This is a genomic window from Streptomyces sp. NPDC003032 (assembly GCF_053591415.1).
In genome coordinates this window covers 82,414-103,531 of sequence record NZ_JBSFTT010000007.1, presented here as the reverse complement: position 1 = coordinate 103,531, position 21,118 = coordinate 82,414, and the positions used below count along the sequence as shown (strand labels likewise).

Here is a 21,118-nt window from a genome sequence, read left to right as displayed (position 1 = left end):
CAGCCGGAGCGCGGTCTAAATGCGCAGCACCGACAGACGGGCGAGCAGAACGCGGGGCGGCGGCGCTTCGGGCCGCGGGGCGTCCGGAAGGTGCCCGGTCGCGGGGGCGCGGGCGAGTGTCCCGCCCGGTCTCAACAGCCCCGCCCGCACCAGCAGTGCGAGCGTGAAGGCTCCCAGAACCGCCAGGCACACGGACAGCGGATCCATCCCCATGCCGGTCATGGCAGTCATGCTGGTCATGCCAGTCATGCCAGTCATGCCAGTCATGCCCGTCGTGCCGCGCGGCTCCGACGTGGACTCCGACGCGGGCCCGGCATACGTGCCTTGCCTGGAATGCGCGCCTTGCTCGGCATGGGCGCCGTGCCCGATGGCCGCCTGTTCGGCGGACGCGGAAGGTCCGGCTCCGTGGCCGTCCGAGGGATGCCCCAACGTATGCATGGTGACGATTCCGAAGAGCAGCGCGGCGAGCAGCAGCCACTGCCCGTAGCCCTTGCGGCCGCTCGTCCTCACCATGAGCCAAACCCTACCCCCGCCGGGTATCCGACGACATGCGGGCTGCCACCGCTGCGGTGATCATGAACGTATGACGACTACGGACGAGGCGTTCGGCGAGCCGCGCGGCTTGCAGTCGACGCACCCGCACGGCAGCGGTCGCCGGCGGCCCGTCGTCGCCCACGCCGTCCTCCCTGTCCTGCTGCTGCTCGGCGCGCTTCTGTACACCACTTGGACCATCGAGGCGTTCCTGCCGACCGGCCTCTCACCCCTCCAGACGTACGTCAGTGAACTCGCCGCCCATGATCAGCCGTACGGGACGTTCTTCCGTACGGCGGACCTGCTGGCGGGGCTCCTCGTCCTCGCGGGCGCGGTGGGCGCGCTGGTGTGGCTGCCGCGTCGAGGCCCGGCCGTGGCGGGCTGGGCCGGGATCGCCCTGTTCGGGGCGGCCACAGCTGCCGACTCGCGGCTGCCGCTGAGCTGCGCGCCGACCGCCGACGCCGGGTGCGCCGCGCGGGAGGCGGCGGGCGCCGTCCCCTGGACGCACTCCGCGCACGCCGTAAGCAGCGGTCTTGCGGTCGGCGGGGCGCTGCTCGGCATGGTGCTGCTCACCGTCGCGGCGCGGCGCGGTGTCGGCGCGTGGCCCGCCGTCGCGCGCACCGGCCCGGCCCTCGTCGTCCTCGAACTGGCCGCCTCCGGGTGGACGCTGGCGTCCGTCGCCGCGTTGGAGGCGGGGCGCGGGACGTGGGGGCTCGGGGTCGGGCAGCGGCTGCAGGTGCTGTTCATCGCGGTCTGGATCGTGGTCCTCGCGTGGTCCCTGGTGGCCGCCGCCGCGTCGTCGGCTGTGCGGCGCGGATGACCTTCGTACGCATCGGAGGAGTGCCGCACCACGTCGAGGTGACCGGGAGCGGGCCGGTCTGCGTGCTCAGCGCCGGGCTCGGGCTCGGCTGGTTCGACTGGGACCCGGTGGTGCCGCTGCTCGCGCCGCACCGGACCGTCGTCCGCTTCGACCGCCCCGGGCTCGGACTCAGCGGGCACGCGCGCGTGGCGCCCACGTTGCGCAGTGAGGCGGAACGGATTCTGCGGGTGCTGGACGGGGTCGGTTTCGGCGGGCAGAAGGTCACGGTGGTCGGGCACTCGCTTGCCGGGTTCCATGTGGAGGCGTTCGCGCGGCTGTATCCCGAGCGCACTGCGGGGCTCGTCCTCGTCGACTCCAGCGTCGAGGAGCGGCCCCGGGTGCGGGTGTCTCGCGGGGCGCGGGTGGCGGGCACGCGCGCGTGCGGGGCGTTTCTGTGCGCGGTGGGGGTGCCGCGGGCGGTGGGGCCCGCGCTGCGGCGGCGGGTGGCGCCGACTCCGTGGGCCGGGGTGTACGGGGCCGGGAGGGTGTGGCGGGCGGCGCTCATGGAGTACGCGACGTATGGCGACCTCGCGGTGGAGCTGGCGGGGCTGCGGCGGGCCCTTCCTCTGCCTTGCGGGGCACCTGTGACTGTGCTTGCCGCTTACGCGGGGGGTTCGAGGAAATGGCTCGCTCGTCAGCGGGGGCTGGCCTCCGGCCTTGGCGGGGGGTTTCGCGTGACGCGGCCTTCGGGGCACTTGCCGATGCGGGATCGGCCGGGGGATGTGGCGGGGGCGGTTCTCGCGGGGCTCGGGGGCGGGTGAGCGGCCCGGCGTAGCCCGGGGTGAGCCTCTCCTGGTCACCGGCCGCCCCCTTGCCGTGCGCCGAGTGGGGCCTCGTTCCCGCCGCTTCGCGGCGGATGTCACCCACTCACCCGCCCGTTTGCCCCGCATCGGGCGGGGACCGTAGGGGCAGCCGCCTGCCGTCCTACGGTGCCTGCTCGGTGCCGGGTAAACGGGTGGGTAAACGGGTGAGTGGGTGGGACGGATCCGCGCGAAGCGGCGGGCTTGGACGGACCGGCATGACCGCAGCCTGCCAGCCGGCGTAGCTCATCCCCGGTCCCGCCCACAGGCGTAGGCCCCGGCCCCGCCGACCCGCATAGGCTCAGCCCCCGCCCCGCAGGGACATGCCCCCTCACCCAACAGGGCCGCCCCGCACACCCCGTACGCTGTCGCGGATCACGATGTGCGTCCCCAAAAGGTGACGTTCCTGGCCCGTGCGCGGCCCGCCGGCCAAGGCGCGGCGGACCGCCGTGCGGCCCATTTCCTCGGCGGGGATGCGCACGGTCGTCAGACCGGGAGTGATGTCCGCGGCCACGGGATCGTCGTTGTAGCCGACGACCGACATGTCCTCCGGGACCCGCAACCCGTACTCCCGCAACGCGATGATCGCCGCCGCCGCCGCCCGGTCGTCCCCCGCGAAGACCGCCGTGAACTCCGGGCGGCCGTCCGCCGCGTCCAGCAGGTCCCGCATCGCCCGGTAGCCGTGGTTCTGCCCGAAGCCGACCCCGTGGAGGATGGCGTCGTCGCGCGGCACCCCGTGGTCGGCGAGCGCACGGAGGTAGCCGGCCAGGCGGTCCTCGCCGGTCGTGTTCCCCGGCTGGTAGCCGAGCAGCGCGATCCGCCGGTGTCCGGCGCCCAGGAGGTGGCTGGTGACGGCGTGGGCGCCCGCTTCGTTGTCGTACTCGACGACCAGCGCGGGCACGTCGGGCGCCGGCGCCGGCCGGCCGCACAGGACGAGCCGGGAGCCCGCCGCCGCGAGGACCTCCGCGTAGCGGGCCATCCGCTGCCGGTACTCGTCGTCCTGCGTGACGCCGCCCACCAGCATCACGGCCTCGGCGGCCTGCTCCCGCATCATCTGGACCAGGGCCAGCTCGCGCGCGGGGTCGCTGCCCGTGGACGAGACGAGCGTGAGGCGGCCGTGCTGGGCGGCCTCCATCTCCACGCCCTGCGCGACCTGCGCGTAGAACGCGCCCACCACGTCGTACATGAGCACCGCGATCGTCTTGCGTCCGGCGCCCGCCAACGCGCGCGCGTGCGCGTTGGCGACGTAATCCAGGTCCTTGACGGCGCGCAGCACCTTGGCGCGCGACGCCGTGGACGTCGGGTAGTTGCCCGCCAGGACCCGCGAGACGGTCGCCACCGACACCCCCGCGCGCGCGGCCACATCGCGGATGGTGACCCGCTCACCCACTGTCTCTCCCTCGCATAGCACCCAACAGAACGCCACTGGCGCCCACCTGGTATCCCGCCGGACGCCAACAGCGCCGAGCCCGAGCGGAGTTGCCCCCCGTCACGACAACCACCACCCCGGACCATCATCCCGCGCCCGACCCCCGACCCCGACCCCCGACCCCGACCCCCAATTCCTGACCGCCGCCTCAGCGCGCCGCCTCGTACTCCTCCAGGAACTCCTCGGCCGACCGCTCCCCGCCCTGGGACCGCCACTTCTTGTAGACGCCGTCCCAGTCGGAGAGCCTCTTGCGGCCTGCGACGACCGCCGTGACGCCGTCCGTGATGATCTGGTCCATCGTGGCGCTCTGCCGGTTGTACGTGTTCGACATCAGGCCCCAGTGGTCGTCGGGCACCAGCATCGGCACGACCTTCTTCTGCCAGGCGTGCAGCCGCTCGGTGAGGTCGGGGAAGCCGGCGTAGTACAGCGGCTGCGGCGCGTCCATGAGGTAGGGGAAGGGCAGGTTGGTCCGCGAGTCGACGAGGCCCAGCTCCGTGGCGACCGGGTCGCCCGCCTTGTCGTACTTGAAGTGGGTGCCCTCGACGCCGTAGTGCATCAGCTCGTACTCCTTCGAACCGAACGGCGAGGCGAGCCAGTTCAGTACGCGAAGCATGAGCTTGACTCGGTCCTTGGAGGCCTTCTTGATGACGGTGTAGCCGAAGCAGCCGCGGTTCTGCTGGTAGACGGGGGTGACGCCGTCGACCGCGTAGGGCTCGGCGACGTCGAGGGTGAACGCGCCCTTGATGCCCTGGGCGTTGGAGATGGCGGCGCCCCAGCCGTCCGTCATCGAGCGGACGGTTCCGTTGTAGAACTGCGTCTTCAGGTCCACCTGGGAGAGCGAGGTGGCGTCGGGGTTGTACGAGCCGTCCTGGCGCAGCTTGGCCATGTACTCCAGCGCGGCCTTGAACGCGTCGGTGCCGTACATGTCGGTGACCTTGCCGCCCTTGATCTGCCACTGGTTGGGGGCGCCGTGCCACATGGCGTGGTAGAGGTAGCCGAAGTAGCCCACCGTGGAGGCGCCGAGGGCGGATCTCCTGCCCTGTGAGGCCTCCTCGGCCATCGCCCGGAAGTCGGGGGCGGACATGCCGGGCCGGTAACCGGCCTTGTCGAAGGCTTCGCGGTTGATGAACATCGCGCCCTGCACCTTGGCGCGTTCGACGGGCAGACCGTAGACGCGTCCGGCGATGCGGCCCATGCCTTCCCAGGCGTACGTAGGGATGTTGGCGAGGTTGGGGTAGTCCTTGACCGCGTCGCCCGACAGGTGCTCGCTCAGGTCGGCGCACCGGGACTTCACGAACTGCGACTCGCGCGGCAGGACGTACCCGCCACCGAAGTTGATCATGTCGGGCAGGTCGTCGCCCGACATCAGCGTGGACATCTTGGCGCGGAAGTCCGCGTCGGGCACGACACTGAACTCGATCTCCACGCCCAGGGCCTCGTTCACCGCCTGCCAGTACTCGTTCTGGCCGACCGGCTTCGGCGGGGTGCCGTAGGTGATGGTCATGACCTTGATCTTCTGCTTGCCGTCGCCCGGCTTCTCGGCCGTCGCCCGGACGAGCTTCTCGGGGTACTTCGTGTAGCCGGCCTGCACGCCCTCGGTGGTCGGTGCCAGGTCGGGGGCGGGACCCTTGGCGGGGGTGTACGTCGGCCAGGGCGCCGCCTTCTTGCCCGCGTTGGACACGTTGCCACCGCCGCCGGAGTCGGTCGAGCAGGCGGTGAGGACGGACGGGGCGGCCAGGGCGGCGCCGCCGACGGCTATGGAGCGGAGCAGCGTACGCCGCGACATCGAGGAACCGGACACGTGAATGAGCCCTTCTGTACGACGATTGTTACGACGAGGTGGGGAAAGCTCGGCTGGCTCACGTAGCTCACGTAGCTCACGTAGCTCAGTGAGGTCAGCTCTTGATGGCGCCGGTGAGCACGCTCTTGGTGAAGTACTTCTGAAGGAAGGGATAGACGAGCAGGATCGGCACAGTGGCGATCACCAGGACGGCCATCTGCGTCGTCTGCGGGGCGGAGACCATGCCGGCCTCGCTCAGGCCCGTGTCGGCGATCTGGGAGCCGCCGATGACGTACGTACGCAGGACCTGGGAGAGCGGCCAGTGGTCCGACTCCATGTAGATCGAGGCATGGAACCAGGCGTTCCAGTAGCTCACGGCGTAGAAGAGGGAGACCACGGCGAGAGCCGCCTTCGACAGCGGGAGCACGATCCGCCACAGGATGTGCCAGTCGCCCGCGCCGTCGAGCCGGGCCGCCTCGTACAGCTCCTCGGGTATGCCCTGGAAGAAGCCGCGCAGCACGATCAGATTGAAGACGTTGATGAGGACGGGGGCGATGAGCGCGGCATACGTATCCATCATCCCCATGCCCTTGACCAGCAGGAACGCGGGGATCATGCCGGGTGGGAAGAGGAACGTGAAGAGGATCAGCAGGAGTACGGGCTTGCCGCCGAAGACACCGGGGCGGGCCAGGGCGTACGCGAGGAAGGTGGTGCACGCGAGTGAGAAGAGGGTGCCGAGGACCGTGAGGCCGACGCTCACGCCGAGCGCCTTGGTGACGATTCCGCCGCTGAGGATGGTCCGGTAGGCGCGCAGCGTCGGGTCGCTCGGCCACAGCACCCAGCCGCCGTTGTCCACGACCTCGCGGTTGGAGGCGAGCGAGGTCGAGACGATGACGAGGAAGGGGATCAGGACGAGCGCGAGGACCACGACGACCGCCACCCCCTTGGCGGCCTTGGTCGCGAACCGTGGCTTCTCCATCCAGGCGGGCCTGGTGACGTGGCCGGCACTCACTTGTAGACCCCCTGCTCGCCGAGCCGGTGGGCGACCCGGTTGGCGGTGTAGACGAGCGCCGCGCCGACGACGCCCTTGAAGAGACCGGCGGCCGCCGCGTATCCGGTGTCGCCGCCGACGATGCCCTGCCAGAAGACGAAGGTGTCCAGGACTTCGCCGACCTCCGGGCCGACCGACTGCCGTTGCAGCAGCATCTGTTCGAAGCCGACGGAGAGGATGTCGCCGAGCCGCATGATCAGCAGCAGGATGATGATGGGCCGGATGCTGGGCAGTGTGACGTGCCAGAAGCGCCGCCAGGGCCCGGCCCCGTCGATGGCCGACGCCTCGTACAGCTGTTCGTCGACCTGCATCAGCGCGGCGAGGAAGATGATCGTCCCCCAGCCGGCGTCCTTCCAGATCACCTCGATCACGACGAGCGGCTTGTACGCGTCCGGGTTGCCGATGATGTCGACGGTGTGCAGTCCGGAGTCGCTGAGGGTCGTGTTCAACAGGCCTGTGTCACCCAGCACTTGCTGGAAGAGAGCGACCACGACGACCCACGACAGGAAGTGCGGCAGATAGATCACGGACTGTGTGAAGCGGCGCAGCAGGTCCGAGGTCAGGCTGTGCAGGAGCAGGGCGATGGCGAGCGGCGCCGGGAAGAAGAAGACGAGCTGGAGCACCGCGATGAACAAGGTGTTCCACGTCGCGTGCCAGAAGTCCCGGTCGCCGAACATGCGCTCGAAATTCGCGGTGCCGACCCAGGGGCTTGCCCACAGGCCGTCGAAGGGGACGTACTCCTTGAAGGCCACCGCGTTGGCGATGAAGGCGCCGTAGTGGAAGACCAGGAAGTACACCAGCCCCGGCGCCATGAGCAGGACCAGGAAGCGGGTGCGCTGAAACCGTTTCCACAGTGTGTCGCGCCCCGATTTCCCGCCACTTGACCCGCTATCGCGCCTGTCGGGCGGCTTCACCGCCTCGGTTTCCGCCCGGTCCTTCGTCACCGTCGGCACGGCAGCCCCTCCGTCGTCGGAATAAGGTGCCCGGAATCTAAAGCGGTTACTGTCCTTGGTCAACCCCCTTGGCCGGGCGATCTCTTGACCCCCGACCCCAGAGGTCCTAGCCTCCAGACGCTGGTGAGTAACCGGTTACTACGAGGGACGGTCACGCGTGGCAGATCAGACAGACCGGACACAGCAGGCGGGGCGGGCCGGTGGGCCACCCATGGCGGCCCTGCCGATGGCGGCCCTGGCGATGGACGCCGAGGTCGCGGACCGCGTCTTCACGCCGGATCTGCGCGAACGGCTCGCCGCCTGCGCGCAGTTGGCCCCCTCAGTCCTGTCCGGACCGCTCACCAGCGCGGCGTCACGGGCGGCCCTCGCCTCGACGGAAGTGCTGATCACGGGCTGGGGGTGCCCACCGCTCACATCTGAGGTCCTTGCCCACGCGCCCCGTCTGCGGGCGGTCATCCACGCGGCGGGCTCGGTCAAGACGATGGTGACGGAGGCGGTGTGGGAGCGGGGCATCGCCGTCTCCTCGGCGGCGGACGCCAACGCGGGCCCGGTCGTGTCGTTCACCCTGGCGGCGATCACGTTCGCGGCGAAGGGGGCGCTGCGGACCGCCGCGGGGTACGCGGCCGGGTGGCCGTCGTTCACCGAGCGCGCCGGGGGTGACGCGCGCACCATCGGCGTCATCGGGGCGTCCCGCATCGGGCGCCGCGTGATCGCCGCTCTGCGGGCCTCCGACGCGGGGTACCGCGTGCTGCTCACGGACCCCTATGTGACGTCCGCCGAGGCCGAGTCGCTCGGTGTGGAACTGGTCGCTCTCCCCGAACTGTGCGCCCGCAGCAGCATCGTCACGGTGCACGCGCCCCAGCTCCCGGAGACCCGCGGTCTCCTGAGCGAGGCCATGTTGAGACTGATCCCGGACGGCGGCTCCGTCATCAACACGGCCCGGGGCCCACTGGTCGACACGGAGGCGCTGGCGCGGGAGTGCGGCACGGGCCGCCTGGACGCGTTTCTGGACGTCACGGACCCCGAACCGCTGCCCGCGGACCACCCGCTGCTGCACCTCCCGAACGTGCTCGTCACCCCGCACATCGCGGGGGCGCAGGGGGACGAGGTGCGGCGGCTCGGCGCGTACGCGGTCGCCGAGGTCGAACGGTACGTCGCCGGAGCACCCCTCCGCGGCCGCCTCGTCCGCGCGGACCTCGCCCGCCTGGCCTAGACCCTTCCGTTCGGGTCCGGGCCGGCAGCACGCCGTACCGGTTCATCAGGCGGAGCCTCGTGGAGGCGGCCCTCCCCTACGAAGGCGACCGCGCCGCCCACCCGTACGCGGTGATGTCCAGCCTGCTGGGGCGGCCGGTGAAGCGGCCCTGATGGAGGACGGCGGGCACGCCGTCGTCACGGCCTGCCCGCACCGCGGGCCTTCAGCAGCCTCTCCATCAGCGAGATCTCCGAGGACTGCGACTCGGCCATGCCCCGGGCCAGCCTCCGCTCCACAGGCACCTCGCACCGCTTCACACAACCCTCCGCCATATGCGCCCCACCCCGGTGGTGCCGCGTCATCAACCGCAGATACAGCACCTCCGCCTCCCGTCCCTCCAGCTTCCCCAGCCGCGCCAGCTCCGTGTTCGTCGCCATTCCCGGCATCAGCGCGCCGTCCTCGCCCGGCGGTAGGCCGCCCATGCCCATCCACTCCATCGGCGCCCCGTCGGGCACCTTCGGCAGCTCCCACAGGTCCAGCCAGCCCAGCAGCATGCCCCGCTGGCTGGCCTGCGTCTGGGCGATGTCGTACGCGAGCCGCCGCACGTCCTCGTCGTCGGTCCGGTCCCGCACGATGTACGACATCTCGACGGCCTGCTGGTGGTGGACGGCCATGTCGCGGGCGAACCCCGCGTCGGCCGACGAGTTCGCCGGTGTGCCGGCGGCCCCCGAGCCGGAGTCCGTGGCGGCGACCGCCGCCGTGATGCCGCCCGCGACGACGACGGCCGCCGCGAGGGAGCCGACGGCCCAGTCCGTGCGGCGCCGACCGGTCGGAACCCTCACCGGGCCAGTCCGCTGGTGCACGCGGCGCCGGGCTCAGGGGTCTGCTTGCCCTGGACGTACTTGGCGAAGAACTCCTTGACCTTCGGGTCGTCCGCGCCGGTCACCGTCCGCTGGTGCGCCCACGCCGTCAGCATGACGGGGTCCTTCTGGTCCTTGACGGGGCTCATCAGCGAGTACGGCGTCGCCTTGACCTTCGCCGCGAGCTTCTTCAGGTCGGCGGGGTCCGCCTTGTCGTTGTACGTGACCCAGACGGCGCCGTGCTCCAAGGAGTGCACGGCGTTCACCTCCGGGAGTTCCTTCTCGTAGACGTCGCCGTTGCAGTTCATCCAGGCCTGGTCGTGGTCGCCGCCCACCGGGGGAGTCATCGGGTAGTCGACCTTCTTGGCGACGTGCGTACGCCCGAGCTTGCCCCAGACCTTCTCGCCGTCCTCGGCCACCTTGTACTTGGGCCGGGCTCCCGAGCCCGCCTTCGCGTCGGAGGAGTCGTCCGAGGCCTTGGAGAAGAGGACGAAGCCGCCCACGCCGAGCGCCGCGACGACTACCGCGCCGGCCGTGACGGTCAGGACGCGGCCCCGGCGTTCCCGGGCGCGCTGGGCCTGGCGCATCTCCTCTATCCGGGCCTTGCGGGACGCGTTGCTCGTGTTCTCGGCGGAACCCATGATGTGTCCTTCTACGAATGGGACGTACGGGACGACGAACGAGTCCGCTGATCGTAAGGCGAGGACGGCCCGGACCACAGGGCGTCTTCCAGTCCCCGCAACGGCCCGCTGTTACGGAGGAGCCGATCAGCAGGCACTATGGGCACAGAGCGGTACGCGGCACGGCTCGGAACCCGGCACGGCTCGGAACCCGGTGTCACGGGGTCCGCAACGCGTTCGAAACCGGGTGATGGGATGCTCGTGAGCCCGAGGCGGCCCAAGCTGTCCCGTGGCGCGGGAGCAGGTGGCCTGACCAGCAAGGATGGGTGGAAGCGGAAGATGGACAAGCAGCAGGAATTCGTGCTCCGTACGTTGGAGGAGCGCGACATCCGGTTCGTACGCCTGTGGTTCACGGATGTCCTCGGCTTCCTGAAGTCGGTGGCCGTGGCCCCGGCCGAGCTGGAACAGGCATTCGACGAGGGCATCGGCTTCGACGGCTCGGCGATCGAAGGATTCGCCCGGGTGTACGAGTCGGACATGATCGCCAAGCCGGACCCCTCCACCTTCCAGGTACTGCCCTGGCGCGCGGAGGCCCCGGGCACGGCCCGCATGTTCTGCGACATCCTGATGCCGGACGGCTCCCCGTCCTTCGCGGACCCCCGCTACGTACTGAAGAGGGCCCTGGCGAAGACCTCCGACCTCGGCTTCACCTTCTACACCCACCCCGAGATCGAGTTCTTCCTCCTGAAGGACAAGCCGCTGGACGGCTCGCGGCCCACGCCCGCCGACAACTCCGGCTACTTCGACCACACCCCGCAGAACGTGGGCATGGACTTCCGCCGCCAGGCCATCACCATGCTCGAATCCATGGGCATCTCGGTCGAGTTCAGCCACCACGAGGGCGCCCCCGGCCAGCAGGAGATCGATCTGCGCTACGCGGACGCGCTCTCCACGGCGGACAACATCATGACGTTCCGCCTGGTCATGAAGCAGGTCGCCCTGGAGCAGGGCGTCCAGGCGACGTTCATGCCGAAACCGTTCTCCGAACACCCCGGCTCGGGCATGCACACGCACCTCTCCCTCTTCGAGGGCGACCGCAACGCGTTCTACGAGTCGGGCGCCGAGTACCAGCTCTCCAAGGTCGGCCGCTCCTTCATCGCGGGCCTGCTCACGCACGCCGCGGAGATCTCGGCCGTCACCAACCAGTGGGTGAACTCCTACAAGCGCATCTGGGGCGGCTCCGAGCGCACGGCCGGCGCGGGCGGCGAGGCACCCTCGTACATCTGCTGGGGCCACAACAACCGCTCGGCGCTGATCCGCGTGCCCATGTACAAGCCGGGCAAGACCGGCTCGGCGCGCGTCGAGGTGCGCTCGATCGACTCGGGCGCCAACCCCTACCTGACGTACGCGGTGCTGCTCGCCGCCGGTCTCAAGGGCATCGAGGAGGGTTACGAGCTTCCGCCGGGCGCCGACGACGACGTGTGGGCGCTCTCCGACGCCGAGCGCCGCGCGATGGGGATCGAGCCGCTCCCGCAGAACCTCGGCGAGGCGATCGCGCTCATGGAGAAGTCGGAGCTGGTCGCCGAGACGCTCGGCGAGCACGTCTATGACTTCTTCCTGCGGAACAAGAAGCAGGAGTGGGAGGAGTACCGCAGCGAGGTCACGGCCTTCGAACTGCGGAAGAACCTGCCGGTGCTGTAGCGGCGCCCCTTCAGGGACGCGGGGAACTGTGCGAGCAACCACAGCAGAGCTGCGGACGCGTCTGCTCAGTAACTCGGCAGACGCGTCCGCGCGCGCCCCTAACGGGGCACGATCGCGTCCCGCAGGGACGTGGTCGCCCGCACCCGGTACTCCTGAATCGCCCAGCCGTTGCCGTCCGGGTCCTTGAAGTACATGAACGTGCCGCCGTCCTGCGGCGCGTGCTGCACCGGCTCGGTGACGTCCAGGCCGCGGGCGACCAGCTCGGCGTGGGCCGCCTTCGCGTCGGCGACGCACAGCTGGAGGCCCTGGTAGGAGCCCGCGGCCGGCGTCGGCCCGTCCATCGTGTCCCAGAGCGTGTCGGCGAGGGCGATGGAACAGCCGGAGCCGGGCGGGGTCAGCTGGACGATGCGCATGCCCGGCATGACCTCCGTGTCGATGTCGACGTGGAAGCCGAGCTTGTCACGGTAGAACTCCTTGGATCTGTCGATGTCGCTCACGGGCAGCGGGATCACTTCAAGGGTGTATTCCATGGGCCGCAGTACATCAGGTGGGGCGGGGTCACGCGGGCGGAACGCGTCGGTCAGGCCGTAGGCTCGGGGCCGGGAGTGATCGAACGGAGGCGCGAGACAATGACGGTGCCGCAAGGGCGCAGAAGCAGTACGTTCACGCGGCTGTTGCGGCACGGTTTCACCGATCCGTCCGCGGCGGAGCGGTTCCTGGACGCCCCGGAGCTGAGCGCCGTCCGCTCCGACCCGCTGCTCCTGGACGCGCTGGGCGCCACCGCCGACCCCGACCTGGCGCTGCTCGGCCTGGTGCGTCTCGTGGAGGCGCAGGAGGACGGGAACGGCCGGCGCGAGCTGCTCGACACCCTGGTCACGGCCAAGCCGCTGCGCGACCGCCTGCTCGGTGTGCTCGGAGCCTCCGAGGCCCTCGCCGACCACCTCGCCCGGCACCCGCGCGACTGGCGGGCCCTGGCCACGTACGAGTCGGCCGATCTGCACCCGGGCGTCGCGGACTTCGAGCGCGGCCTGGCCGACGCCACCGACCCCGTCTCGCTGCGGGTCGCCTACCGCCGCTGCCTGCTGGCCATCGCGGCCCGTGACGTGTGCGGCACCACCGATGTCGCCGAGGCGGCGGCCGAGCTGGCGGACCTCGCGACGGCGACGCTGCGCGCCGCGCTCGCCATGGCCTGCGCGGCGGCCCCCGACGACGCCGCGCGGTGCAGGCTCGCGGTCATCGCGATGGGCAAGTGCGGTGGCCACGAGCTGAATTACATCTCCGACGTCGATGTCATCTTCGTCGCGGAGGCGGCGGAGGCGGCGGAGGCGACGGAGGCCGGGGAAGCCGCGGAGGCCGCCGACGGCGCCGCCGAGGCCGCCGACGGCACCGGCAAAGCCACCAGCGGCACCGGCAAAGCCACCAGCGGCGCCGGCGCCGCCGACGGCGAGGATGAGGCGCTGCGGGCCGCGACCCGGCTCGCCTCGCACATGATGCGGATCTGCTCCGAGACGAACGTCGAGGGCACCATCTGGCCCGTCGACGCCAACCTCCGCCCCGAGGGCAGGAACGGCCCGCTGGTGCGGACCCTCTCCAGCCACCTCGCGTACTACCAACGCTGGGCGAAGACCTGGGAGTTCCAGGCGCTGCTCAAGGCCCGCCCGGTCGCGGGCGACCTCGCGCTGGGCGAGGAGTACGTCGCCACGCTCGCGCCGCTGGTCTGGCACGCCGCCGAGCGTGAGAACTTCGTTTCCGACGTGCAGAAGATGCGCCGCAGGGTCGTCGAGAACATCCCCGCGGGCGAGGTGGAGCGGGAGCTGAAGCTCGGTCCCGGCGGGCTGCGGGATGTCGAATTCGCCGTACAGATGCTCCAGTTGGTGCACGGCCGCAGCGACCGCTCGATCCGCAGCGGGACGACGCTCGCGGCCCTGGACGCGCTCGGCGCGGGCGGCTACGTGGGGCGGGTGGACGCCGCCCAGCTCGACGACGCGTACCGCTTCCTGCGCTCCCTGGAGCACCGCATCCAGCTGTACAAGCTGCGCCGCACGCACCTGGTGCCGGAGGGCGACGCGGACCTGCGCCGCATCGGCCGCTCCCTGGGGATGCGCACCGAGCCGATCACCGAGCTGCACCGCGCCTGGAAGCGGCACACCTCCGTGGTACGCAGGCTGCACGAGAAGCTGTTCTACCGCCCGCTGCTCGACGCGGTAGCCCAACTTGCCCCCGGCGAGGCGCGATTGAGTGCGGAGGCGGCTCGCGAGAGGCTGGTCGCGCTCGGCTACGCGGACCCGAGCGGCGCCCTGCGCCACCTGGAGGCGCTCGCCTCGGGCGTGTCCCGCAAGGCCGCCATCCAGCGCACGCTGCTGCCCGTCCTGCTCGGCTGGTTCGCGGACTCGGCGGATCCGGACGCGGGCCTGCTGAACTTCCGCAAGGTCTCCGACGCGCTCGGCAAGACCCCCTGGTATCTGCGGCTGCTGCGCGACGAGGGCGCCGCGGCCGAGAACCTCGCCCGGGTCCTCTCCGCCGGACGCCTCGCCCCCGACCTGCTCCTGCGCGCCCCCGAGGCGGTCGCCCTCCTCGGCGACGAGCGGGGCCTCGTGCCGCGCGGCCGCGCCCAGCTGGAACAGGAGACCCTGGCGGCGGTGCGCCGCGCGGACGGGGCGGAGCAGGCGGTGGCGGCGGCGCGCGGCGTGCGCCGCCGTGAGCTGTTCCGCACGGCCGCGGGCGACATCATCGGCTCGTACGGGACGGAGGAACGGCCCGCCGAGGCCGACCCCGGCGCGCTCGTGGACCGGGTGGGCGACGCGATCTCCGACCTGACGGCCGCCACGATCGCGGGCACCCTGCGCGCGGTCGTCCGCGACGGCTGGGGCGACACGCTGCCGACCCGCTTCGCGGTCATCGGCATGGGCCGCTTCGGCGGCCACGAGCTGGGTTACGGCTCCGACGCGGACGTCCTCTTCGTGCACGAGCCGCGCGAGGGCGCCGACGAGCAGGAGGCGGCGAAGGCGGCCGCGAAGATCGTCTCGGAGATGCGCCGACTCCTCCAACTCCCCTCGGCCGACCCGCCGTTGCTGATCGACGCCGACCTGCGCCCGGAGGGCAGAAGCGGCCCGCTGGTCCGTACGCTGGGATCGTACGAGGCGTACTACCGCCGCTGGTCCCTCGGCTGGGAGTCCCAGGCGCTGCTGCGGGCGGAACCGGTCGCGGGCGACGAGGAGCTGGGCCGCGCCTTCATCGACCTGATCGCCCCGCTGCGCTATCCGGCGCAGGGGCTGGGCGAGGACGCGGTCCGCGAGATCCGCCGCCTGAAGGCCCGCATGGAGGCGGAGCGGATGCCGCGCGGCGCCGACCCGACGCTCCACGCCAAGCTGGGCCGCGGCGGCCTCTCCGACGTCGAATGGACCGTACAGCTCATGCAGCTGGAACACGGCGGAACGGTGCCGGCCCTGCGCACGACCCGCACCCGCGCGGCCCTGGCCGCGGCCCGCGAGGCGGACCTGATCCCGGCCGAGGACGCGGCGACCCTCGACGAGGCATGGGTCCTGGCGACGCGCGTCCGCAACGCGGTGATGCTGGTACGCGGCCGGGCGGGCGACACGTTTCCCTCCGGGGGTCGTGAACTGGCCGCGGTGGGCCGGTACTTGGGATATGACGCGGGGCACGTCGGGGACATGCTGGATGATTATCGGCGGATTACGCGGCGGGCGCGGGCGGTGGTGGAGGAGCGGTTCTACGGGGGGTAGGGCGCCGGACGCACGGGCGTCCGGATTGTTGCTCGCGCCTTTGACCGCGCGACGTGGTGATCGATACACCGGGCGATCAAGCCGCTCTGGTGGACCAGGCTGGGCATGCCGAAGTGGAACATCACCGCCCCGCGTGTGGGATGCCCCAGGGCATAGAGGCCCGGAACGCCCTCCACCTGGTGTGTACGCGGGTCGGTGCGCAGGCCGCCGAGCGGGTGCCCAGCGGAGAAGTCCCTGGCCAACTGGGTTTCGACGCCTCGCTCCGCCGGGAGTGGCGGCCGATGCGTCGCCGGGCCGACGGCGTTGAACAGCACGTCCACGCTCACGCGCGCGGACCGGGCGCGGACGGTGAAGCCTCCTGCCGGTCCGGGCTCGACGCGCGTGACTCCATCGGCCAGCTGCAGCTGGCCCCTATCGAGCAGACGCAGCAGTAGTTGGCCCCGGTGGCGGGGCATTGGGCAGCACAGACTGGTGATGGCGCGGTGGTGGCGCTGCCACAGGGCCGCCTTCTCGGCGTCGGGAAGCAGGTTCCAGGCATGGCCGGCGATGCGCGGCAATGCCTTGTGCAGCACGGCTTCGCCCCGGTCCCCGTCCTCGTCGGCAGCCGCCAGTTGGCGGCGCAGCCGGTCGGCAGGGGGTCCGGGGGCGAGGAACTCGCGGACCAAGCGCGCCTGGTCCACCCCCGCCGCGGTCAGCTCCGCCTGGAGCAGTGACATGAGACGGCGCTCGGAGACCGTTCCCTCGGAACCGGCCAGGGCATCGAGGCGAGCCAAGGTCAGATGCCGCAGTTGGTGGTCGGCGGGGCGCTTGCGGACCGCGGGCAGCAGTCCGCTGCGTGAGAAGAGGCGAATGGGTCCGTGATGGCCATGTGCGGTGAGCCAGGCCACGATGTCCACGGCGGTCAGCCCGGCACCGATGACGCCTACGCGGCAGCCGGGCGGCACACGCTTACGGCCGAGGGGGAAGGGCTCGGCGGCATAGTCCGGGGTGCCGGACAGACGGTACGGGTCGGCCGGTGCGAGAGGACCGGTGCACAGCACCACGTGTTCGGCGGGTTCGCACACCAGGGCGCCTGGTGCCGTGGATACGGTGAGATGCGTACCGTTCCATGACACGCGGCTCGCGTGCTCGCGTACGAGACGTAGTCGCCAGCCGCGACGGGCCAGCCGCTGCCAGGTATCCCGAAGGGTGTTCTCCAGGTAGGCGCCGTAGTGGGTGCGGGCGGTGAGCCCGTCGGCGTCCGTCGCACCCGGGTGCTGGGATGCCAGCCAGCGTTCAGCGTGTGAGGGGTCGTCCTCGCGGACGGACATGTGCGCGGCGGGGATGTTCGTCAGTACCCGCGTGTCGTCCCGCTGGTAGGCCCGTCCCCGCCACAGGTGCCTGGTGCCGTCCACCACCGTGAGAGCGCACGGCTCCCGCAGCCGGGCGGCGAGGCTCTCCACCAGGGAAGCGCCCGCGGGGCCCGCGCCGATGACGACGATGCGTTGCATGGCATCCCTGACCTGGTCGTGGGGTGTGATGACCGGCCGTCTCCCGCCGCAGGGCAGGCGCGGTCCGCTCCTGTCACGGGGCGGCCGAGATCCGCCGGCTGCGGCCCGGCGGGTGACGGCGGCGACCACGATAAGTCGACCATCGTCTGGAAGGCTTCTCCGCTCATCACTATGGGGGACATGTGGTTCATCGGCGTGTCCTTGGCCGCGGCACGGCGGTTGCTGGACGCGACAGTTGGAGCACGGTACGCCGGTCTGTCGGCCGGACTCCGTCCGGCCGGAGGGCACATGGTCTTGGCACTCTTGCGACCACATCGCCGGCGGGCGGCCGAGCGGACACCCGTGCGGAAGGCATCCCCTCTGGCGCTGACTCATTGGTGCGTTCACAGAGCTCGTCACCTGCTCGCCGCCACAGCGGTGTCGGTCCTCCTGATGGCGGCTGTCGGCGTCGGCGGACTGGACCGGCTCACCAACAGCGGTCTGGTACCGACAGGTTCGGCTTCCGAGCGGGACAACCGCATTCTCGCCTCGCGTCACCATGCGGGCGGAACCGCGGACTTGGTGCTGCTGGTGCGCACCGATGCCTCAGGCGGACTCGGCAGCGGGCCGGTGGCCGAGCAGAGCCGCGTTCTGGAGCGCCGCGTCACACGGTTCCCCGGGGTGGTCTCCACGACCTCGTACTGGAACACCGGGGACGCCTCTCTGCGGTCGCGGGACGGAAGCGCGGCCCTGATGACAGTCGACCTGGGAGAGGACGAGGCGCAGGCGTGCCGCACCGCCGAGACCCTGGTGCCGCAAGTGACGGGCCGCAGCGGCCCGTTGACCGTTTCGGCCACCGGACCGGCTTGGGTGAGTACCGAGGTCATGCGCCAGAGCCGAGGGGATCTGCTGCGGGCCGAGCTGTTCGCCGTACCGTTGGCGGCCGCCATCTTGCTGTTCGTCTTCCGCTCTCTGGCAGCAGCCGTGATCCCGGTGCTGACAGGCGCCGTCGCGGTGGCCGGAACACTGGCGGTACTGCGTCTGCTCACCTCCGTGACGGAGGTCTCTGTCTACGCTGCCAACATCACCACCGCCCTGGGTTTCGGGCTCGCCGTGGACTACGCCTTGTTCGCGGTCGCCCGGTTCCGTGAGGAGCAGGCCACCGGTCTTGCCACGCCACAGGCCATCGTTCACGGAACGGCCGCCGCAGGACGCACCGTTCTGGCCTCCGCCGGTGTAGTGGCTCTGTCGCTGTGCTCCCTCTTCCTCTTCCCCTTCGGCTTCTTGCATTCCATTGCCTGGGCGGGTATCAGCGTGGTGGTGCTGTCGGCCGCCTCCACTGTGCTTGTCGTGCCCGCCCTGCTGACTGTGCTGGCCCCGTACCTGGACCGCTTCGACCTCTTCACGCACCTGCGGCTGCGCGGCGCGGCCGGCCCGGCCGGGGAGGGAATGCTGTGGCGGCGGGTGGCCCGCACGGTCTGCCGTCGTCCGCTTGCCTGGGCCGTGGGGGCCGTCGCGCTGCTCGGAGTATGCGTCGTCCCGTTCGCGCATGCCTCCTTCGCCCTCAGCGATGCCCGGACGCTGCCCGCACACAGTGAACCGCACGCCGTGGCACGGGCCATCGCCCAGGACTTCCCGCATCCCCCGGACCGGCGGTTGACCGTCGGCCTGCCGCGGGACACCGGCGCCCACGATCTCGATGTGTACGCCCGCAGGGCCGCGGCTCTGCCGGGCGTCGCCGAGGTGCGTACCGCCACCGGCTCCTACCGACAAGGTGAGCACGGCCCGCTCCCCGAACGGCAGGCGCGGCGTCACCTCGCCCCGGGCGGGCCGCTGTTGACGGTCTTCTCCAGCACCGGCCCTGCCACACCGGTGTCGCGGCAGCTGGTCCGCGAGCTGCGTGACCTGCCTGCGGCCGGACGCAGCCCGGTGGCCGGCGAGGCGGCCCGCGCGGCCGACACCCGGGCGGCGCTGATCCAGGCGCTGCCCGGCGCCTGCACGCTGGTGGCATCCGTCACCTTCGTGCTGCTGGCCCTGTTCACCCGCAGCCTGTTGATCCCGGTGAAGGCGGTGGTGGTCGCCGCGATCAGCCTCGCCGCTTGTATGGGATGTCTGGTCTTCGTCTTCCAGGACGGCCATCTGCGCGCCTTGGTGGGCGGCTTCACCGTCACCGGTGACCTGGACGGAACGATCGTGGTGTTCGTCCTGGTCATCGCCTACGCCTTGTCGGTGGACTACGAGATGTTCCTGTTGTCGCGCATCTGCGAGGCGTACGCGGAGCTCGGTGACACCGAGCGGGCCGTGACCACGGGGGTGCAGCGCACCGGGCGCCTGGTGACGGCAGCCGCGTTGACCTTCGCGGCTGCCGTGGGCGCCCTGGCGACTTCCGGTCTGACACCGCTGAAGGTCATCGGAATCGGGCTGGCCCTGGCCACTGTGGTCGACGCCACCCTGGTGCGCGGCATCCTGGTCCCTGCCGTGATGACGCTCACCGGCCGCGCGAACTGGTGGCTGCCCCGGTTGCCGTCAGGACTGTCCGCCCGTGTCCGCCCTCACCGCAAGTGAGCGTTGGAGAGGGTCACGCGGCGCTGAAGACCAGCACGACGTTGTGGCCGCCGAAGCCGAAGGAGTTGCTGACCGCCGACCGCATGCGCACGGCACGGCGTTCGTCCCGGATGATGTCCAGGTCCACTTCGGGATCGAGCCGGTCAAGGTTCACGGTCGGGGGCACGGCCTGTTCCTGGAGGGAGAGGACGGTCACGGCGGCTTCGATACCGCCGGCGCCACCGAGCGCGTGCCCGATCACGCTCTTCACGGCGGTGACCGGGGGAGGGCAGTCGCCGAAGACCCGGCGCAGCGCTCGTGCCTCGGCCAGGTCCCCCACGGGTGTGGAGGTGGCGTGGGCGTTGACATGGTCGATGTCGTCGGCCGTGAGCCCGGCGTGGGACAGCGCGGCGCGCAGGGCGCGTTCGGCCCCGGCCCCCTGCGGGTCGGGCGACACATAGTGGTGCGCGTCCGAGGAAGAGCCGTGCCCCGCAAGGAGGGCACGCGGAGTCACCCGGCGCGCCCGGGCCTGTTCCAGCCGTTCCAGAACCAGGATGCCCGCGCCCTCGCCGAGCACGAAACCGTCCCGGTGGGCATCGAAGGGGCGCGACGCGCCCGCGGGGTCGTGGCGGTGCCGCGACAGAGCGGTCAGCTGGCTCAGGCAGGCCGAGGCGGCGGTGGACCGGGCGGACTCGGCCCCACCGGTGATCACGATGTCGCAGGTGCCGGAGCGCAGCAGATCGGACGCCACCGCGATCGCGTAGCCGCCGGAGGCGCAGGCTCCGGCGACGGCGAAGCTGGGACCGCGAGCCGCCAAGTCGATCGTGACCTCGGCGACCGGCGTATTGGGCATGGACCGGGGGAGGGCGGTCGGCGCGACCCGCTCAGGGCGTCCTGCGGTCAAGTGGGCGAAGGTACTTGGCCAAGCCAGCATGGAACTGTTGCCGACTCCCAGGACGACGCCCACCCGCTCCGCGGGCCACTCGCGCGGTGTCAGGCCCGCGTCCGCGACGGCTTCTCGGGCGGCAAGCACCGCCAGCCGGGAATAGGGGTCCATTCGCCGGGCGCGCCCGGGGACGAGAGCCGCGACGCCCGCGGACTCGGGCACGGCGCAGGAGAAGTCGACCGGAAGCCCGGCGAGCACCGGGTCCTTCGCCGCGACCCGGACGCCCGCGGACAGACCCGCCCACGTGGCGTCCCGGTCGACACCGGCGGGGGTGATGAGGCCGAGGCCGGTGACGGCCACGGCGGGTGCGCGGGTACTCATGACGCCGGGAGGCTTTCCGGCAGGCCGCTGCCGCTGTGCGGCTGTCCGTCCACGGCACGGGTTTCCGCCAGGCGGGCCGTGATCTCCCCGACGGTGGAACGGGGCGAGTGGGCAAGCAGGTCCGCTTCGGAGTTGACCCCTGCGGCGACCGCCAGTTCGACGACATCGACGGAGTCGAGGCCGAGGTCGGCGAAGGTGGTGTCGGGTGTGACGGCCTCGGCCGGAACGCGGAACAGCGTTTCCAGATGGGTGACGAGTTCGTTGTGGCAATCCTGCGGGCTCATGTTCGGGCCTTCCTGGCGGGAGTCTGTGGGAGTCG

Annotated in this window: 17 protein-coding genes; 6 read left to right on the top strand and 11 right to left on the bottom strand. The window is 71.3% G+C overall.

Annotated features, from left to right (window positions below):
- Positions 1-15: 15 nt before the first annotated feature.
- Positions 16-513: a hypothetical protein gene (locus ACWDZ7_RS12290; protein WP_451796607.1), complete on the bottom strand. Its 498-nt coding sequence runs from the start codon at positions 511-513 to the stop codon at positions 16-18.
- Positions 514-583: 70 nt separating this feature from the next.
- On the opposite strand from ACWDZ7_RS12290, the gene ACWDZ7_RS12285 reads away from it, so the two are divergent.
- On the top strand, positions 584-1,351 hold the full coding sequence (locus ACWDZ7_RS12285; protein ID WP_451796606.1) for a DUF998 domain-containing protein: 768 nt from the start codon (positions 584-586) through the stop codon (positions 1,349-1,351).
- Positions 1,348-2,151, top strand: a complete 804-nt coding sequence (locus tag ACWDZ7_RS12280; RefSeq protein ID WP_451796605.1) for an alpha/beta fold hydrolase — start codon at positions 1,348-1,350, stop codon at positions 2,149-2,151. The genes ACWDZ7_RS12285 and ACWDZ7_RS12280 overlap by 4 nt, the downstream gene beginning before the upstream one ends.
- A 370-nt stretch (positions 2,152-2,521) precedes the next feature.
- Here the strand turns inward: ACWDZ7_RS12280 and ACWDZ7_RS12275 are convergent, their stop codons facing one another.
- The 4 genes from ACWDZ7_RS12275 to ACWDZ7_RS12260 all read right to left on the bottom strand — a co-directional run bounded on the left by ACWDZ7_RS12275 (position 2,522) and on the right by ACWDZ7_RS12260 (position 7,262).
- Positions 2,522-3,580 (bottom strand): LacI family DNA-binding transcriptional regulator, encoded by a 1,059-nt coding sequence (locus ACWDZ7_RS12275; RefSeq protein WP_451796604.1) that lies wholly within the window; start codon positions 3,578-3,580, stop codon positions 2,522-2,524.
- Positions 3,581-3,767: 187 nt separating this feature from the next.
- The gene (locus tag ACWDZ7_RS12270) at positions 3,768-5,405 is read right to left on the bottom strand and encodes an extracellular solute-binding protein (protein WP_451796603.1); all 1,638 of its coding nucleotides are present in this window, start codon (positions 5,403-5,405) and stop codon (positions 3,768-3,770) included.
- A 109-nt stretch (positions 5,406-5,514) separates the two neighbouring features.
- Complete coding sequence (locus ACWDZ7_RS12265) at positions 5,515-6,378, bottom strand: carbohydrate ABC transporter permease (RefSeq protein ID WP_451796784.1); 864 nt, start codon at positions 6,376-6,378, stop codon at positions 5,515-5,517.
- A 29-nt stretch (positions 6,379-6,407) separates the two neighbouring features.
- Positions 6,408-7,262 (bottom strand): ABC transporter permease, encoded by an 855-nt coding sequence (locus ACWDZ7_RS12260; RefSeq protein WP_451796783.1) that lies wholly within the window; start codon positions 7,260-7,262, stop codon positions 6,408-6,410.
- Positions 7,263-7,614: 352 nt separating this feature from the next.
- Between ACWDZ7_RS12260 and ACWDZ7_RS12255 the strand changes: the two genes are divergently transcribed.
- Positions 7,615-8,616: a hydroxyacid dehydrogenase gene (locus ACWDZ7_RS12255; protein WP_451796782.1), complete on the top strand. Its 1,002-nt coding sequence runs from the start codon at positions 7,615-7,617 to the stop codon at positions 8,614-8,616.
- Between the two features lie 176 nt (positions 8,617-8,792).
- On the opposite strand, the gene ACWDZ7_RS12250 is transcribed toward ACWDZ7_RS12255, so the two are convergent.
- Together ACWDZ7_RS12250 and ACWDZ7_RS12245 are read right to left on the bottom strand one after the other, a co-directional pair.
- Positions 8,793-9,437, bottom strand: coding sequence for a DUF305 domain-containing protein (locus ACWDZ7_RS12250; protein ID WP_451796602.1), 645 nt, complete (start codon positions 9,435-9,437; stop codon positions 8,793-8,795).
- Positions 9,434-10,096 carry a DUF3105 domain-containing protein gene (locus ACWDZ7_RS12245; RefSeq protein ID WP_451796601.1) on the bottom strand — a complete coding sequence of 221 codons (663 nt, stop codon included), beginning with the start codon at positions 10,094-10,096 and terminating at the stop codon, positions 9,434-9,436. The genes ACWDZ7_RS12250 and ACWDZ7_RS12245 overlap by 4 nt, the downstream gene beginning before the upstream one ends.
- Positions 10,097-10,414: 318 nt before the next feature.
- On the opposite strand from ACWDZ7_RS12245, the gene ACWDZ7_RS12240 reads away from it, so the two are divergent.
- Positions 10,415-11,776 carry a glutamine synthetase family protein gene (locus ACWDZ7_RS12240; RefSeq protein ID WP_451514502.1) on the top strand — a complete coding sequence of 454 codons (1,362 nt, stop codon included), beginning with the start codon at positions 10,415-10,417 and terminating at the stop codon, positions 11,774-11,776.
- Between the two features lie 98 nt (positions 11,777-11,874).
- Here the strand turns inward: ACWDZ7_RS12240 and ACWDZ7_RS12235 are convergent, their stop codons facing one another.
- Positions 11,875-12,306 (bottom strand): VOC family protein, encoded by a 432-nt coding sequence (locus ACWDZ7_RS12235; protein ID WP_451796600.1) that lies wholly within the window; start codon positions 12,304-12,306, stop codon positions 11,875-11,877.
- 99 nt (positions 12,307-12,405) lie between these two features.
- Between ACWDZ7_RS12235 and ACWDZ7_RS12230 the strand changes: the two genes are divergently transcribed.
- Complete coding sequence (locus ACWDZ7_RS12230) at positions 12,406-15,519, top strand: bifunctional [glutamine synthetase] adenylyltransferase/[glutamine synthetase]-adenylyl-L-tyrosine phosphorylase (protein ID WP_451796599.1); 3,114 nt, start codon at positions 12,406-12,408, stop codon at positions 15,517-15,519.
- Here the strand turns inward: ACWDZ7_RS12230 and ACWDZ7_RS12225 are convergent.
- Positions 15,507-17,009 carry an FAD/NAD(P)-binding protein gene (locus tag ACWDZ7_RS12225; RefSeq protein ID WP_451796598.1) on the bottom strand — a complete coding sequence of 501 codons (1,503 nt, stop codon included), beginning with the start codon at positions 17,007-17,009 and terminating at the stop codon, positions 15,507-15,509. The genes ACWDZ7_RS12230 and ACWDZ7_RS12225 overlap by 13 nt on opposite strands.
- A 432-nt stretch (positions 17,010-17,441) precedes the next feature.
- Here ACWDZ7_RS12225 and ACWDZ7_RS12220 point away from each other — a divergent pair, with 432 nt between their 5' ends.
- On the top strand, positions 17,442-19,553 hold the full coding sequence (locus ACWDZ7_RS12220; protein WP_451796597.1) for an MMPL family transporter: 2,112 nt from the start codon (positions 17,442-17,444) through the stop codon (positions 19,551-19,553).
- 13 nt (positions 19,554-19,566) lie between these two features.
- Here ACWDZ7_RS12220 and ACWDZ7_RS12215 read toward each other — a convergent pair whose 3' ends face one another.
- Positions 19,567-20,799 carry a beta-ketoacyl-[acyl-carrier-protein] synthase family protein gene (locus ACWDZ7_RS12215; protein WP_451796596.1) on the bottom strand — a complete coding sequence of 411 codons (1,233 nt, stop codon included), beginning with the start codon at positions 20,797-20,799 and terminating at the stop codon, positions 19,567-19,569.
- Positions 20,796-21,083, bottom strand: coding sequence for an acyl carrier protein (locus ACWDZ7_RS12210; protein ID WP_451796595.1), 288 nt, complete (start codon positions 21,081-21,083; stop codon positions 20,796-20,798). The genes ACWDZ7_RS12215 and ACWDZ7_RS12210 overlap by 4 nt, the downstream gene beginning before the upstream one ends.
- Positions 21,084-21,118: the final 35 nt, after the last annotated feature.